The organism is Marinobacter sp. G5_S1_61_S3, assembly GCF_054968585.1.
Map to the genome: position 1 here is coordinate 93,599 of NZ_JBQKUK010000001.1, position 16,830 is coordinate 110,428.

The 16,830-nt window shown below is 57.6% G+C and carries 15 protein-coding genes; all 15 read right to left on the reverse strand.

Annotated elements, in window-relative coordinates; all coding sequences use genetic code 11:
* Positions 1-34: 34 nt before the first annotated feature.
* The 15 genes from glmU to ACTRWH_RS00470 all read right to left on the reverse strand — a co-directional run bounded on the left by glmU (position 35) and on the right by ACTRWH_RS00470 (position 16,828).
* Positions 35-1,399, reverse strand: coding sequence for a bifunctional UDP-N-acetylglucosamine diphosphorylase/glucosamine-1-phosphate N-acetyltransferase GlmU (gene glmU / locus ACTRWH_RS00400; protein WP_075196412.1), 1,365 nt, complete (start codon positions 1,397-1,399; stop codon positions 35-37).
* Between the two features lie 142 nt (positions 1,400-1,541).
* Positions 1,542-1,964 (reverse strand): F0F1 ATP synthase subunit epsilon, encoded by a 423-nt coding sequence (locus ACTRWH_RS00405; RefSeq protein ID WP_007153013.1) that lies wholly within the window; start codon positions 1,962-1,964, stop codon positions 1,542-1,544.
* A 47-nt stretch (positions 1,965-2,011) separates the two neighbouring features.
* Positions 2,012-3,406, reverse strand: a complete 1,395-nt coding sequence (gene atpD, locus ACTRWH_RS00410; protein WP_036211702.1) for a F0F1 ATP synthase subunit beta — start codon at positions 3,404-3,406, stop codon at positions 2,012-2,014.
* A 54-nt stretch (positions 3,407-3,460) separates the two neighbouring features.
* The gene (gene atpG, locus ACTRWH_RS00415; RefSeq protein WP_036211705.1) at positions 3,461-4,324 is read right to left on the reverse strand and encodes a F0F1 ATP synthase subunit gamma; all 864 of its coding nucleotides are present in this window, start codon (positions 4,322-4,324) and stop codon (positions 3,461-3,463) included.
* 71 nt (positions 4,325-4,395) lie between these two features.
* The gene (atpA, locus tag ACTRWH_RS00420) at positions 4,396-5,940 is read right to left on the reverse strand and encodes a F0F1 ATP synthase subunit alpha (RefSeq protein ID WP_036211708.1); all 1,545 of its coding nucleotides are present in this window, start codon (positions 5,938-5,940) and stop codon (positions 4,396-4,398) included.
* A gap of 28 nt (positions 5,941-5,968) precedes the next feature.
* Positions 5,969-6,505, reverse strand: a complete 537-nt coding sequence (locus ACTRWH_RS00425) for a F0F1 ATP synthase subunit delta (RefSeq protein ID WP_007153009.1) — start codon at positions 6,503-6,505, stop codon at positions 5,969-5,971.
* Between the two features lie 15 nt (positions 6,506-6,520).
* Positions 6,521-6,991, reverse strand: coding sequence for a F0F1 ATP synthase subunit B (locus ACTRWH_RS00430; RefSeq protein WP_036211711.1), 471 nt, complete (start codon positions 6,989-6,991; stop codon positions 6,521-6,523).
* A gap of 65 nt (positions 6,992-7,056) precedes the next feature.
* A complete protein-coding gene (gene atpE / locus ACTRWH_RS00435) occupies positions 7,057-7,314 on the reverse strand; it encodes a F0F1 ATP synthase subunit C (protein WP_012138088.1) in 258 nt (85 codons plus the stop codon).
* 73 nt (positions 7,315-7,387) lie between these two features.
* Complete coding sequence (atpB, locus tag ACTRWH_RS00440) at positions 7,388-8,260, reverse strand: F0F1 ATP synthase subunit A (RefSeq protein ID WP_036211714.1); 873 nt, start codon at positions 8,258-8,260, stop codon at positions 7,388-7,390.
* Between the two features lie 19 nt (positions 8,261-8,279).
* Positions 8,280-8,678, reverse strand: coding sequence for a F0F1 ATP synthase subunit I (locus ACTRWH_RS00445; protein ID WP_036211717.1), 399 nt, complete (start codon positions 8,676-8,678; stop codon positions 8,280-8,282).
* Positions 8,679-8,991: 313 nt separating this feature from the next.
* Complete coding sequence (locus tag ACTRWH_RS00450; RefSeq protein WP_036212072.1) at positions 8,992-9,864, reverse strand: ParB/RepB/Spo0J family partition protein; 873 nt, start codon at positions 9,862-9,864, stop codon at positions 8,992-8,994.
* 51 nt (positions 9,865-9,915) lie between these two features.
* On the reverse strand, positions 9,916-10,710 hold the full coding sequence (locus tag ACTRWH_RS00455) for a ParA family protein (RefSeq protein ID WP_036211720.1): 795 nt from the start codon (positions 10,708-10,710) through the stop codon (positions 9,916-9,918).
* Complete coding sequence (gene rsmG / locus ACTRWH_RS00460; RefSeq protein WP_036211723.1) at positions 10,698-11,375, reverse strand: 16S rRNA (guanine(527)-N(7))-methyltransferase RsmG; 678 nt, start codon at positions 11,373-11,375, stop codon at positions 10,698-10,700. The genes ACTRWH_RS00455 and rsmG overlap by 13 nt, the downstream gene beginning before the upstream one ends.
* 8 nt (positions 11,376-11,383) lie before the next feature.
* Complete coding sequence (mnmG, locus tag ACTRWH_RS00465) at positions 11,384-13,270, reverse strand: tRNA uridine-5-carboxymethylaminomethyl(34) synthesis enzyme MnmG (protein ID WP_041332705.1); 1,887 nt, start codon at positions 13,268-13,270, stop codon at positions 11,384-11,386.
* 408 nt (positions 13,271-13,678) lie between these two features.
* Positions 13,679-16,828, reverse strand: a complete 3,150-nt coding sequence (locus tag ACTRWH_RS00470) for an efflux RND transporter permease subunit (protein ID WP_075196411.1) — start codon at positions 16,826-16,828, stop codon at positions 13,679-13,681.
* Positions 16,829-16,830: the final 2 nt, after the last annotated feature.

A 16,830-nucleotide genomic window follows, 5' to 3' on the forward strand; every position in this document is an offset into this window, starting at 1 on the left:
GTCGCTCTCACCTGTCCGTTGTAAATCGTTCAAATCACTTTTTCGTCGGCCGTTCCCAGCCGGAGATATTGCGCTGGCGAGCTCGTGCGACCGCCAGCTCACTCTCCGCTACATCACGGGTGATGGTAGAGCCCGCACCGATGGTGGACCCAGAGGCAACGCTGACCGGTGCCACCAGTGAAGTGTTGGACCCGACAAACACGTCATCACCAATAACGGTTCTGGACTTGTTCACCCCATCATAATTACAGGTGATGGTTCCTGCACCCACATTTACGTTACGGCCAAGTGAGGTATCGCCAACGTAACTGAGGTGGTTGATCTTGCTACCCTCGCCGACATCGGCTTTCTTGGTTTCGACAAAATTGCCCACCTTGGTCCTGGCCGCCAGCCGGGTACCCGGCCGGAGACGTGCAAACGGCCCGATACTGGCGCCTGCACCCACATCCGCACCCTCGATCACTGAGTGCGCTTCAATTTTCGCACCAGCCGCAATCTGGCTGTCCCGTATCACACAACCGGGCCCGACGCTGACGCCGTCTGCCAGGGACACCTTGCCTTCAAACACCACGTTAACATCGATCAGGACATCCTGGCCCACCGACAATTCACCACGCACGTCAATACGGGCAGGGTCGGCCAGGGTGGCGCCCTCAGTCATCAAACGGTCCGCTTCCTGACGCTGCACCCAGCGCTCAAGTTCGGCAAGTTGAAGACGGTTGTTAACGCCCTGGACTTCGTATTCGCTGGCAGGCTGGGCAACGGCGATTTCCACACCGCGATCAGCCGCCATGGCAATGATGTCGGTCAGGTAGTACTCACCCTGAGCATTACGATTGGAGAGCTGCGGCAACCAGTCCTTCAAGTGGCGTGACGAGACCGCCAGGATGCCGGTATTTACCTCCCGGATTTGTTTCTGGGCGTCAGTGGCATCCTTCTGTTCCACGATCGCACGCACCTTGCCACTGTCATCCCGCAGGATACGCCCGTAACCATCCGGCGTTTCCAGGTTCACGGTCAACAACGCGAGTGAACGATCACTTACTTGAGAGACCAGGTTCTGGAGCGTTTCAACGTTGGTTAGCGGTACGTCGCCATAGAGAATCAACACCCGAGCCTCATCCGGCAGAGCCGGCAAGGCCTGAGCAACCGCGTGGCCAGTGCCCAGTTGCTGTTCCTGCAGTGCCCAGATGAGATCTTCGGCGGGGGTAATCTGCCGAACCTGCTCCGCACCATGTCCAATGACGCCATGGATACCGGAGGCGCCCAATTGGCGGGCGGTATCAATAACGTGATGGAGCATGGGCTTGCCAGCCACCCGGTGGAGAACTTTCGGCAGCGACGATTTCATTCTTGAACCCTGGCCGGCGGCCAGAATCACAACGTGAAGGGGAGTCATACGATTACCACGCTCCGGATCGGTAGCCAGTTTCAATGCCTGAATACAAAAAAACCGCACCCTTGGTTGCCTGACAACGTTTCGCTGTTCTCAGGCGACTCAGGATGCGGTTTCGGTGATCGGCAGTCCCGAACAGAAATGCTTAACGCATCTTGTTGCGCAGCTGCTGGATGGTGCGAAGCTGGGCAACAGCTTCGGCCAACTCGGCAGCGGCACGGGAATACTCGAACTCACCCGTTTGGTTGGCGAGTGCCTTCTCAGCCTCACGCTGAGCTTCGATCGCCGCTGCTTCGTCCACATCCTTGGCACGGACAGCTGTGTCCGCGAGCAGCGTTACCAGATTCGGCTGAACTTCCAGATAACCACCAGACACGTAGAGGATCTCCTCCTCTCCGCCCTGCTTGATTATCCGGATAGGACCCGGCTTAAGCTGGGTCAGCAGCGGCGTATGACCCGGGGCAATACCCAGGTCACCTTCAGAGCCCGCTGCGATCAGCATTTCAACCAATCCGGAATAGATCTTTGTTTCGGCACTTACCACGTCACAATGCACGGTCATACCCATGTTGTTGCCTCTCTGATCGATCCGGAAACAAGCGCTTTAGGCTCAGATTACTTCTTCGCCTTGCTCTTCATTTCCTTCGCTTTCTCGACCGCTTCCTCAATGGTACCAACCATGTAGAACGCCTGCTCAGGCATATCATCATAGTCACCGTTGAGAATGCCCTTAAAGCTGCTGATGGTTTCCTTCAGGGAAACGTACTTACCGGGGGAACCGGTGAAGACTTCAGCAACATGGAACGGCTGGGACAGAAAACGCTCGATCTTACGGGCACGGGCAACGGTCAGCTTGTCTTCTTCTGACAGCTCGTCCATACCCAGGATGGCGATGATGTCTTTCAGCTCCTTGTAGCGCTGCAGATTGGTCTGCACGCCACGAGCCACTTCGTAGTGCTCGTCACCGATGACCAGTGGATCCAGCTGACGAGAGGTGGAGTCAAGCGGATCGATCGCCGGGTAGATACCCTTGGAAGCGATGTCACGGCTCAGTACCACGGTCGCGTCAAGGTGGGAGAAGGTGGTCGCCGGGGACGGGTCAGTCAAGTCATCCGCCGGTACGTAGACCGCCTGGATAGACGTGATGGAACCGGTCTTGGTCGACGTGATCCGCTCCTGCAGCTCACCCATCTCCTGGGCCAAAGTCGGCTGGTAACCTACCGCGGACGGCATACGGCCGAGCAGGGCTGATACTTCGGTACCCGCCAGGGTGTAACGGTAGATGTTGTCGACGAACAGCAGTACGTCACGACCTTCATCACGGAACTTCTCAGCCATGGTGAGACCGGTCAGGGCCACACGCAGACGGTTTCCGGGAGGCTCGTTCATCTGGCCGTAGACCATCGCTACTTTATCAAGGACGTTGGAGTCCTTCATTTCGTAGTAGAAGTCGTTACCTTCACGAGTCCGCTCACCAACACCGGCGAATACGGAGAGACCGGAGTGCTCTTTCGCGATGTTGTTGATCAGCTCCATCATGTTGACGGTCTTACCAACACCAGCACCACCGAACAGGCCAACCTTACCACCCTTGGCGAATGGGCAGATCAGGTCGATAACCTTGATGCCGGTTTCCAGCAGGTCGGCAGATGCAGACTGATCTGCATAGCCCGGTGCCTTGCGGTGAATCGCCCAGCGCTCGTCTTCGCCGATCTCGCCCTGTTCGTCGATCGGACGACCCAGAACATCCATGATACGGCCCAGAGTCTGGGTGCCAACCGGTACCGAAATGGCCTTACCGGTGTTGTCTGCTTTCAGGCCTCGCTTGAGACCCTCGGTGCTGCCCATGGCGATGGTACGAACAATGCCGTCGCCCAGCTGCTGCTGGACTTCCAGAGTTGTTTCGCCACCTTCAAGCAGCAGTGCGTCATATACGTTGGGTACGGAGTCACGTGGGAATTCCACGTCGATAACCGCGCCAATGATCTGAACGATGTGTCCGCTACTCATGCTCGGTTCCTCGTTATCTAGATAGTCAATAAAACCAGTTGGATTGTTGGCGGATCAGACCGAAGCCGCGCCGCTGACAATCTCCGAAATCTCTTGGGTGATGGCTGCCTGACGCGCCTTGTTGTACGCCAACTGAAGCTCGTCGATGATGCCACCGGCGTTATCAGTTGCGCTCTTCATGGCGATCATACGGGCGGCCTGTTCACATGCCAGATTTTCTACCACACCCTGGTACACCTGGGATTCAATGTAACGTGGCAGAAGGCCATCGAGGATCTGCCTGGCATCGGGCTCGTAGAGATAATCCCACTGGTTCTTGATCTCTTCCTCGTCTTCCCCCGGAGGCAGCGGCAGAATCTGCTCCACCTGCGGGGTCTGGGTCATGGTGTTCTCGAACTCGTTGCTGACCAGGTAAAGACGGTCGATCTTGCCTTCCGAGAACGCGTCCAGCATGACTTTGACGTTGCCGATGAGTTTGTCAGAGCTCGGGCTGTCCCCCAGATGGGTCAGCGCCGCAACGACGTTACCGCCGTAGCTCCTGAAGAAAGAAGCACCTTTCTGCCCGATGGCGCACAGATCAGCCTCTACCCCTTTCTCCTTCCACGCTCGCATGTCACGGACAAGCGCTTTGAACAGGTTGATGTTCAGACCACCGCACAGGCCTCGATCCGTAGACACCACCACATAGCCCACGCGCTTTACTTCACGCTCGACCATGAACGGGTGCTTGTACTGGACGTTCGCCTTGGCAATGTGCCCAATAACCTGACGCATCTTTTCCGCATAAGGGCGTGTCGCCTTCATGCGTTCCTGAGCCTTACGCATCTTGCTCGCCGCGACCATTTCCATGGCGCTGGTGATCTTCTGCGTGCTCTTGATGCTGGATATCTGGTTACGTATTTCTTTTCCGACGGCCATAACTCACTGCCTTCTCAAGTTAGACACTCATTGCTCTAAAATCGGCCTGCAACACGTTGCAGGCCCATTCGTTACCAGCTCTGAGTGGTCTTGAATTTCTCAAGTGCAGCTTTCAGGCTCGCGGCGATTTCATCGTTGTAATCGCCTTTCTCGTTGATCTTGTCGAGAAGTTCTTTCTGCTCGGACCGCATCCAGTCCAGCATCAGTGCTTCGAACTTCACTACATTGTCGACATCAACGTCGTCCAGGAAGCCTTCGTTGGCTGCGAACAGAACCGTACCCATTTCAGCCACGGACATCGGGCTGTACTGGTTCTGCTTCATCAGTTCGGTTACCCGCTGACCGTGTTCAAGCTGCTTACGGGTCGCTTCGTCAAGATCGGAAGCGAACTGTGCGAAAGCGGCCAGTTCACGATACTGGGCCAGCGCCAGACGGATGTTACCGCCAAGCTTCTTCATGATCTTGGTCTGGGCTGAACCACCCACCCGCGATACCGAGACACCCGCGTTCATCGCCGGACGAATACCGGAGTTGAACAGGTTGGTCTCCAGGAAGATCTGGCCGTCGGTGATCGAGATCACGTTGGTCGGTACGAACGCGGAAACGTCGCCGGCCTGGGTCTCGATGATCGGCAGAGCCGTCAGGGAACCGGTCTGGCCCTTCACTTCGCCGTTGGTCAGTTTTTCAACTTCCTCGGCGTTGATCCGGGACGCACGCTCCAGCAGACGGGAGTGCAGGTAGAAAACGTCACCCGGGTATGCTTCACGGCCCGGCGGACGACGCAGCAGCAGGGAGATCTGGCGATAGGCCACAGCCTGCTTGGACAGATCATCATAGATGATCAGGGCGTCTTCACCGCGGTCACGGAAGTATTCACCCATGGACGTGCCGGAGTAGGGTGCCAGGAACTGCATCGCTGCAGGATCGGCGGCGCCGGCGGCAACTACGATGGTGTGATCCATAGCGCCATGCTCTTCCAGCTTGCGCACAACCGCGGCAATGGAAGACTGCTTCTGGCCAACTGCCACGTAGATACACTTGATGCCGGAATCTTTCTGGTTAATGATCGCGTCGATGGCGACGGCGGTCTTACCGATCTGGCGGTCACCGATGATCAGCTCACGCTGGCCACGACCGATTGGCACCATGGTGTCAATGGCTTTCAGACCGGTCTGGACCGGCTCATCAACGGATTGACGAGCGATAACACCGGGAGCCACTTTCTCGACCGGTGAGGTCAGATCGGTGCCCAGTTCGCCTTTGCCATCGACGGGATTACCCAAGCCATCAACCACACGGCCCATCAGTTCCGGACCCACCGGTACTTCCAGGATGCGGCCGGTGCAACGAACCTTCTGGCCTTCCGCCAGGTCTTCGTAGTCACCCAGTACAACCGCGCCCACGGAGTCACGCTCCAGGTTCAGGGCCATACCGAATATGCCGTTGGCAAATTCAATCATCTCACCGTACATAACGTCGGCGAGACCGTGGATCAGTACGATACCGTCAGAAACGGAGAGGATCGTACCTTCGTTCTTTGCATCGGAAGAAATATCGAGCTTTTCGATTCTCTTCTTGATGATGTCACTGATCTCGGATGGATTCAGTTGCTGCATGCCTTTATCCTCAAACCTTGTGCTGAAATCAGGAGCCCAGAGCGTCGGCCAGTTTGGTCAGCTTTCCGCGTACAGATGCGTCAATCACCATGTCGCCGGTGCGTACAATCACACCACCGATCAAAGACTTGTCCATTGACGCTGCGAGTGACACTTGGCGCTCGAGTTTGGTCGACAGTGCCTGGGCGAGCTTCTGCTGTTGTTCGTCCGTCAGCTCATATGCCGAGGTGACTTCAATATCAACAGTACGCTCAAAGTCAGCCCGGTACGTGTTGAAGAGCGCTGCAATTTCGGGCAGAAGACTCAACCGGCGATTGGCCGCCAGAATCATTAAGAAATTGCGAACCGACTCTGTGACGTTGTCTCCAACGCACTCCAGAATCATGTCTGCCTTCTTCTGCTCTTCGGTGCCTGGACTGGCGAGAAGCTGTCGAATGTCTTCGTTGGCTGTAATCTGCCCGGCAACGGTTAGCACTTCAGACCATTCAGCCAGTTGCTTCTGGTCCTGAGCGGCCGAAAATGCTGCCTTTGCGTAAGGGCGGGCCAGCGTTCTCAGTTGTGCCATGATGAACCTCGTCGTTTAGAGTTCTGCTGCCAGCTTGTCCAGCATCTCACTGTGCTTGTTGGCATCGACAGAGGTTTCCAGGATCTTCTCAGCACCAGCAACCGCGATGGCGGCAATTTCCGCACGCAACGCGTCACGAGCCTGATTGCGCTCCTGCTCAATTTCGGCCTTGGCCTGCTCAATCAGCTTCTGGCCTTCCTTGCGAGCATCGTCTTTCGATGCTTCCACAATCTGGGCCGCACGCTTGTTGGCCTGTTCGATCAGGCCAGCCGCTTGCTGCTTGGCTTCACGCAGTTCCTGAGCTGACTTTTCCTGAGCCAGTTCCAGATCGCGCGCAGCGCGGTCTGAGGCAGCCAGTCCGTCAGCGATCTTCTTTTGACGCTCCTGCAGTGCGGCCATAATCGGCGGCCACACATATTTCATGCAGAACACGACAAAGATAAAGAACGCGATGGCTTGACCAATCATCGTCAAATTAATGTTCACGTCTTCACCTCTCGCCTGTTGTGTAAAGAATCATCAGACCGGGAAGTTCCCCGGCGGCGACTCGATTAACCGGCGATCTGGCCGACAAACGGGTTGGCGAAAGTGAAGAACAGAGCGATACCAACACCGATCATGGTTACGGCGTCCAGCAGGCCTGCAACGATGAACATTTTAACCTGCAGCATCGGGGTCATTTCCGGCTGACGCGCGGCGCCTTCCAGGAATTTGCCACCGAGGATACCAAAGCCGATAGCAGTACCCAGGGCACCCAGGCCGATCAGCAGTGCAACGGCAATCGCGGTCATTCCAACTACAGTTTCCATGATAACTCCCAGTTTTCAGTTAGGTTTTCAGTTTAAGGGTTTCGGTTTTCAAACTACGGTTTAATGGTTCCGATCAATGACTGTCTTCATGAGCCATGCTCAGGTAAACAATCGTCAGCATCATAAAGATGAACGCCTGCAGCGTGATGATCAGAATGTGGAAAATGGCCCAGGGTACCGACAGCGCCCACTGTGCCCAGAATGGCAGCAGGGCGATCAGGATAAAGATCAGCTCACCGGCGTAGAGGTTACCGAACAGACGCAGTGCCAGTGAAATGGGCTTGGCCAGCAGGCTCACGCCTTCCAGCAGCAGGTTGACCGGTACCAGCAGTACTTTGAGAAAGAAGTTGTCGGAAGAGAACGGGTGCAGGGTCAGCTCGCCGACAAAACCACCAACACCTTTGACCTTGATGCTGTAGTAGATAATCAGGAAGAACACGGAGAGCGACATGCCCAGTGTGACGTTAACGTCCGTGGTCGGCACCACCTTCATGTATTCCAGACCCATCATGTGGAACAGCTGGGGCAGGAAGTCTACCGGCACCAGATCCATCAGGTTCATCAGGAAGACCCAGCAGAAGATGGTCAGCGACAGGGGTGCAATCACCTTGTTTCGGCCGTGGAAGGTCTCCTTCACGCTGGTATCAACAAACTCGATCAGGATTTCAACGAAGTTCTGAAGGCCGCTGGGCTGACCAGAGGTAGCACGCTTGGCCGCCATGCGAAACAGGATCAGGAACAGGGCGCCCAGTGCAACAGCCCATCCAAGAGAATCCACGTGAACGGCCCAGAATCCCATATCGGAGGCTTCCCGGGCATTATGGGCCATGGTCCAGCCCGCTTCTGACATCACCGAACCATCCGCACGCTCGTAACCGGCCGGAAGTTTACCGTAGGTGAGGTTCTGGAGGTGGTGCTGGATATACTCTGATGCGCTGCCTGCCATAACGTTCTCTCAGGTCCTGTTAGCTTCGCTGCGTTCTGCGGCCCGCTAGGAGCGGAGTCAACCAATTGGTGACCAACATGATCGCAAATGATAAAAAAAGTGCCGCTATATCAAGCGACGGAATCCATTTGAACACCATCGTAAACAGGATGGCGCACAGGATGAGCTTGCCGGCCTCACCCTGGTAAAAAGAACTCATGATCTGCCTGGCAGACCGCGCGCCGGAGTAGCGGAAAGCCTTGAAGGCAAAATAACCGTGGGGCAGAAGAAAAATAAGCCCCCCAAACAGTGCTGAATAACCGGCCACCTGGCTTTTAAAGAGGAATGCCAGACTGACGACGACCAATACCACACTTTCTATTACAAACCATCGTGCGATGGGCGGACGCTGTATCCCACCCTGTTCAGCCTTCGTCATGGTATTTCCCGGTTGCCACACCGCTTTGGTTCGGTGCCGTTTATTAATTAGACAATCGCACCGATACAAGCGCCGCAGATTATATGTGTTCAATCTACACGAATCAACAAAACCGGAACGGTCGCTCCGCCCCGAAACACGCAGAAAAACTGGCGTTGGGGGGCATGAGGGACACAAATAGACACCAACATGAAGGGGCAGCACTATATGTAGTGGTACCTAGTCAAAACTGACCTTTGGTACCCCGCCGTTGGTCGCAGAGTGCCAACACTAAATTGTTAACAGTGGCGCTATGGAAATCCTGCCAGGGACGTTACTTGATATGGCCTAAAATGCCATCCAGTTCGTCGAGAGAGGTGTATTCGATCACCAGCTTGCCCTTGCCACGCTGGCCATGGTCGATCGACACCCGGGCACCGAGTCGCTCGGCCAGGTCGTCCTGCAGGGCACGGATGTTCGGATCCACTTCACCCTTGGCTTTCTTGCGGTTCGGCGATTCCTGTTGCACCCGGCGAACCAGGGCTTCCGTCTGCCGCACTGACAGGGATTTCGCGACCACCTGTCGCGCCACCTGCATCTGCTGCTCGGGTTGAAGCGTAAGCATGGCCCGACCATGACCCATTTCCAGATCACCGTGCTCCAGCATGACACGAACGTCTTCCGACAGGCTGATCAGCCGCAGCAGGTTGGTGATGGTGGTACGGGACTTACCCACCGCTTCCGCGACCTGAGCCTGGGTCAGGCCGAACTCATCCTGCAGGCGTTGTAGCGCAAAGGCTTCTTCGATGGGATTGAGGTTCTCGCGCTGGATATTCTCAATCAGCGCCATGGCGATAGCGGCATCATCCGGCACGTCGCGGATAATGGCGGGAATGCGGTCGAGCTCGGCCATCTGGGTGGCTCGCCAGCGGCGCTCGCCGGCGATCAGCTCAAAGCGGCCTTCGGCAATCGGACGCACCACCACGGGCTGCATCACGCCCTGCTGGCGAATGGAGTCAGCCAGTTCCTGCAGGGCCGCCGGATCCATGTCACGGCGAGGCTGGAACCGGCCACGCTGGATCAGGTCGATCGGAACTTCCCGGAGCTCACCATCGTGATCCTTCAGTTCCTGGTCCAGGTTGACCCTGGAGCCCTGCAACAGAGCGCCCAGTCCGCGCTCACCCAGTCCTCGTTTCTTCGCCGCCATGGTGTTTGTCATTCTTCCCGATGAAATATCTGTGTGCAAAGGAGAGGTAGTTTACACGGCAACAGCCGCGGATGTCTTTTGCGATCCATGCCGGCGTACCATCTCACCAGCCAGGGCCAGATAGGCCACCGCGCCCTTGGACGCGCGGTCGTATTTCAGGGCCGGCATACCATAGCTGGGGGCCTCCGCCAGCCTCACGTTGCGGGGGATCACCGCGCGGTAGACCTTGTCACCGAAAAACTCGTTGAGCTGACTGGACACATCCAGAGTCAGGCTGTTGCGGGGGTCATACATGGTGCGCAGGATGCCTTCCACCTGCAGATCCGGGTTGACGGTCTCCTGAATCTGCTCAACCGTGTTCATCAATGCCGCCAGACCTTCCAGGGCATAGTATTCGCACTGCATGGGAATCAGCACCGTATCCGCCGCTGACAGCGCATTGACGGTCAGCAGGCTGAGGGACGGCGGGCAGTCGATCAGGATGTAGTCGTAGTTCTCCCGCACCTTGTTCAGGGCCAGGCGCAGGCGATGCTCGCGGCCGATTTCGTTCATCAGCTCCACTTCGGCGGCGGTCAGGTCGCCGTTAGCCGGCAGTATGTCAAACCCAGAGACTTCGGCCCGGAAAATCACCTCGGCTGCCGTTGCCCGTTTGGTGAGCATGTCGTAGCCGGAGAGCTCCAGGGCATTCTTATCCACACCACTGCCCATGGTGGCGTTGCCCTGGGGGTCCATATCCACCAGTAACACGCGGCGCTTGGTTGCGGCCAATGACGCAGCCAGGTTGACGCAGGTGGTGGTTTTACCCACACCGCCTTTTTGATTGGTCACTGCAATCACACGCGCCATGACTCGCCTCCTGTCGTGAAATTCTGATGGCTGGAATCCCGACCGATCACCAGCAGGTGCCGGTCGCCGTCCGAGCCAGGTACCGATAATGACTGTCGGGATGTTACCTGCCAACCCACTGGCAGGGCAGCCACCTCATCATCCGGAAACTGGCCTTTCATGGCAAGGAACTCGCCCTCATCCGCAAGCAGATGCCCGCACCAGTTGACGAGGTTATCCAGTGCCGTAAACGCTCGACTGCTGATCTGCTGGTATCGGATCGCGGGATCACAGCTTTCAGCCCGGCCGTGAATGATCTCCACATTCTTCAGGCCGAGTTCCAGCACACACTGGGTCAGGAAGCGGGTTTTCTTGCTGTTGCTGTCCAGTAGGGTAAAACGCCTTTCGGGCAAGGTGATTGCGAGGGGGATGCCAGGCAACCCGCCTCCGGCGCCAACATCCAGCAGATGGTCCGCGGTAACAAATGGCAGGATACTGAGGCTGTCCAACAACTGGCGCGACACCATCTGTCGTGGCTCCCGTACAGCCGTCAGGTTATAGGCCCGGTTCCACTTATTCAGCAGGGCCAGAAACGCCAGCAACTGTTGCTGGCTGGCGCTGTCCAGTTCCAGGTTGAGGTCAGCCAGGCCCTGGGTGAGCTGGCGTTGCCAGAGTGCGTCGCTCATGGGCGCACTCAGGCGGATTGCTTGCGCAGCAGGTCGCGCTTCTTGAGATGCACCAGCACCTGGGAAATGGCGGCCGGGGTCACGCCCTGGATGCGTGAGGCCTGGGCCACGGTTTCCGGCCGTACTTCCTTGAGCTTCTGCTTGATCTCGTTGGACAGGCCACCAATGGCATCAAAATCAATATCATCCGGTAAACGGGTATTTTCATTCCGGCGCAGACGCTCGATTTCGTCCGCCTGGCGGGAGATATAACCCTCGTACTTGATCTCGATTTCCACCTGATCCGCCACCGCCGGGTCGTCTGCTTGGCCTTCGGCCATGTCTGCAATGTGGCGATAGTTGATTTCCGGGCGCCGCAGCAGCTCTGCGAGTGTCTGGTCTCGGTTCATGGGCTGACGCAGGTGGCTGTTGGCAGCGTCCCCACCAGATGTTCCCGGATGAATGCGCGTGGTTTCCAGGCGCTGACGTTCAGCGGCGATGGCTTCACGCTTGCTGTTAAAGGCCTGCCAGCGCTGGTCATCCACCAACCCGAGCTTGTGACCGGTTTCCGTCAGGCGAAGGTCGGCGTTGTCCTCCCGCAGGATCAGCCGGTATTCAGCACGGCTGGTAAACATGCGGTACGGCTCGGAGGTACCCATGGTAATCAGGTCGTCCACCAGAACGCCGAGGTAGGCTTCGTCACGGCGGGGGTACCATTCGTCCTTGTCCTGAGCACGCAATGCCGCGTTGATACCTGCGAGAAGGCCCTGGGCACCGGCTTCTTCATAACCGGTAGTGCCATTGATCTGGCCCGCAAAGTACAGGCCCTGGATGAATTTGGTTTCCAGGGTGTGGCGCAGATCCTGTGGGTTCAGGAAGTCGTACTCGATGGCGTAGCCAGGCCGCGTAATGTGGGCATTCTCGAAGCCGGGAATGGTGCGCACAGCCGCCAACTGAATATCGAACGGCAGACTGGTGGAGATGCCGTTGGGGTATAGCTCATTCGTCGTCAGCCCTTCCGGCTCCACGAAAATCTGGTGCGAGTCCTTGTCGGCAAACCGGTTCACCTTGTCCTCGATGGACGGGCAATAGCGAGGCCCGATGCCTTCGATGTTACCGGCAAACATGGGCGACCGGTCAAAGCCACTGCGAATAATGTCGTGGGTTTGTTCGGTGGTGCGGGTAACGTAGCAACAGACCTGTTCAGGATGCTGGTTGCGGGAACCCAGGAAGGACATCACCGGCGCCGGGTCATCACCCCATTGCTCCTGCATCACGGAGAAATCCACGCTGCGGGCATCGATACGGGGTGGGGTGCCGGTTTTCAGGCGCCCGACGTTGAACGGGAGTTCCCGCAGACGCTGTGCCAGCGCGTTGGCCGGTGCGTCACCGGCGCGGCCACCGGAATGCTGCTGCATGCCGATGTGGATAACACCGCCAAGGAAGGTTCCGGTGGTCAGCACCACCGTAGGCGCGCGAAAACGGATGCCCGACTGGGTCACCACGCCGGTGATGCGCTCACCATCCACAATCAGGTCGTCAGCAGCCTGCTGGAACAGCGTCAGGTTGGGCTGGTTCTCGAGGATTTCGCGGATCGCCGCCTTGTACAGCACCCGGTCTGCCTGGGCGCGGGTGGCTCGTACTGCCGGTCCCTTGCGCGAGTTGAGCACGCGGAACTGGATGCCCGCCTTGTCAGTCGCCATCGCCATGGCGCCGCCGAGAGCATCGATTTCCTTGACCAGATGACTCTTGCCGATGCCGCCAATGGCGGGGTTGCAGGACATCTGACCCAGGGTCTCGATGTTGTGGGTCAGCAGCAGGGTCTGGGAGCCCATGCGTGCAGCCGCCAGAGCGGCTTCAGTGCCGGCATGGCCACCACCAATGACTATGACATCGAAACGGGTCGGATAATCCACAACATCACCTCGGCAAACGGGGACTCAGAAAAATTCTCGGTATCAGGAAACTGCCTGAAAATCAGGGCGGGGAGTATAACGCCTCACCCGGTAAATTGCAGTCAGAATGTGCAAATTTTAACCAGACAGGCGGGGTTATCGAAAGACCTCGAGCATTACCTACCCGATACATAGGGTTCCACGCCGGGTTTCACGAATAGTGGATAACCGAAATCTGACAGATATCAGCGGCTTGTAGACACCTTCTCAGAAAACTTTTCAAGAAAGTTATCCACATATCAGATGTACCCTATAACGCCTTATTATTCAACCTAACTATTTGTTTTAAATAACTTATTTTTGTTCTAACCAAAGCTTATCCGAAGGTTATCCAATAAATTATCCACAGTTTGGTGCTGCCTGCGGTCGTCAGAACTGATCCATCTCTTTTGATTGCGGGGCGGCCGTCATGCCGCGACCACCAGGAGACTGGCTGGCCTGTTGTTCAAGCTCCAGTGCAATCGCGTTGGTGGATTTGGCAAACCGTGCCAACAGGTTGTATAGCACCGGAATAATAAACAGGGTCAGGGTGGTGGCGAACACCAGCCCGCCGAGGATCACGATACCGATCGACGCCCGGCTTTCCGCCCCCGCGCCCGTTGCGAGCACCAAAGGCACGGCACCGAAGACCGTGGATATGGTGGTCATCAACACCGGCCGGAAGCGCAGGCTGGCACCTTCCAAAATCGCGTCCCTCACCTCATAGCCCTTATCCCGGAGCTGGTTGGCAAACTCGACAATCAATATGCCGTTCTTCGCCATCAACCCCAGCAACATGATGATGCCGATCTGGCTGTAGATATTCAGGCTGATGCCGGCCCACCACAGGCCCAGCAGGGCTCCGGTAACCGCCAATGGGACCGACAGCATGATGATCAGCGGGTGAATCCAGCTTTCGAACTGGGCAGCCAGCACCAGGAAGACAATCACGAATGCCAGGCCAAAAGTGACGTAGATCGCCGACGACGATTCCTGGAATTCCCGCGATAGCCCTTTGTAGCTTACCCTTGCCTCCGGCGGCAGGTTATCCACAGCCAGGTTGTTCAGATACGTCAGTGCCGCCCCAAGATCATAGCCATCGGCCAGGGAGGCACTGATGACAACCGCCGGCAAGCGGTCGATGCGTCTCAGGTCGGGATTGGCGCCGATCTCCTCCACCGACACCAGCGCCTGGAGAGGGATCAGGGTGCCTCCCTCACGGGGGCGCAGGAAAATCTGCCCCAGGTCCGACGGCGTTGCCCGGTCAGCGTCCGCGGCCTGGAGGATGACATCGTATTCGCGTCCGCGGTCCAGGTAGGTGGTGACTTGCCGTGATGCCAGCATGGTCTGCAGTGTCAGGCCCACATCTTCAATGGTGACATCCAGGTCCGCGGCGCGCTCCCGGTCGATGGATACGCGCAGTTCGGGGCGGGTCAGTTCGAAATCAGTGTCCAGATTCAGCAGGTTCGGGTTGTCCTTCGCCCGCTCGACGATTTCCTCGCTCCAGGCCTGCACACTTTCGTAATCCGGCCCGGCCACTACGAATTCCACTGGTTGATCAAAGCCGCGCTGCCCAAGCCCCGGTGGGTTCACCGCAATCGCGCGAATACCTGTGACCTGGCTAAGCTTGCCTCGCAGCTCGCTGGTGATCTGCTGTTGTTTGATCTCACGGTCTTCCCAGGGCACCAGGCCCATGATCATGAACGCGTTGTCCTCTTCGTCGCGGAAGCCCACGATCGACAACAACCGATTGGAGACACCGTCTTCCAGATAGGGCAACAGTTCCTGCTCCGCCTGACGCACGTAATGATCGGTGAACTCGACCGTCGAGCCCCGGGGGGCACTGGTCGGCATGATGATCACGCCCCGGTCTTCCGTAGGCGCCAACTCCTGCGGCAATCTTGGAAAAATCGCTGTGGCAACGATAAGCCCGACAAGCCCAAGTCCCAGCAACAATCCGGGCTGGTTGAGGGCGAATCGGAGCATGCGTTCGTAACCATGGGTCAGGCCATTGAGCACTTTTTCACTGGCCGCCCACAAGCGATGTCCTTCCGCCGATTCCGGGCTGTGTCGCAACCATTTTGAACACAGCATGGGCGCCAGGGTGAGCGCCACCAGGCTGGACACCACCACCGCCGCCGCCAGGGTGAAGCCAAACTCGGCAAACAGTCGCCCGATGTTGCCGCCCATAAACGAAATCGGCACAAACACCGCCACCAGGGTGAGCGTGGTGGCAATAACGGCAAAGGCCACCTGCTTGGCGCCGCGATAGGACGCCAGCAGTGGCGGTTCGCCCTCATCGATCCGGCGCTGGATGTTTTCCAGCATGACGATGGCGTCGTCCACCACCAGACCAATGGCCAGAATGACTGCAAGCAGGGTCAGTACGTTGATGGAGAAACCGAGGAAGCCCAGCCCGATAAAGGCGCCGATAACCGCCACCGGGATGGTCACCGCCGGTATCAAGGTAGCCCGCCAGGACCGCAGGAACAGGAAGATCACCAGAATGACCAGGGACACCGCAATGGCGAGCGTAAACACCACTTCCTTGATCGACGCGCGGATGAATATCGACTCGTCGTAGCTTTCGGCAATAGTCACTTCCGGGGGCAGGGTCTCGCGTATCTTCTCCAGCTCCGCACGCACGGCATCGGACACCGCCACCGTGTTGGCCTTGGATTGACGAATGATGCCCATGCCGATTGCAGTCTTGCCGTTGGCCCGCAGTCGGCTGACATCGGACTCAACCCCCATCTGGACATTGGCCACCTCGCCGAGGCGCAGAAGATCATTGCCGTCGCGACGAATCACCAGATCACGGAACTGCTCCACATTGGTGAGCCGGCCTTCCGCACGCACCGTGAAGTTACGGGTGGAAGAGTCCACCGAGCCGGCGGGCAGTTCAACGTTATTGGCCCTCAGTGAGCGCTCGACTTCGGCCACGGTGATATCCCGCGCGGCCAACCGTTCACGGTCCAGCCAGACCCGGATGGCGTAGCGCCGCTCACCACCAATGCGTACGTCGGCAACGCCATCCAGCACGGACAGTCGGTCGGCAAGCACCCGTTCGGCAAAATCGCTCAATTCCGCACTGTCCCAGATGTCACTGCGCAAGGTCACCCACATCATCGGGCGGGCGTCCGAGTCGGCCTTCTGGACGACCGGCGCCTCAGCCTCTTCGGGCAGCTGATCGGCAATGCGGGACACGGCATCGCGCACATCGTTGGCGGCGATGTCGACGTTGCGGGAAATGGTAAATTCGATACTGGTTCGGGATTCGCCCTGTTCGGTGGAGGACTCAATAGAGCGAATACCTTCAATCCCGCTGATAGCCCCTTCAACCACCTGAGTGATCTGGGTGTCCACCACTTCGGCGGCGGCGCCGATGTAATCCGTGGAAATGGACACCACGGGTGGGTCAATGTCCGGATACTCCCGCACAGGAAGCCCCAGCAACGCCGCCAACCCGAAAACTACAATAAGAAGACTGAGAACCGTCGCAAAGACAGGGCGTTTGATGGAGACATCAGACAGGATCACGG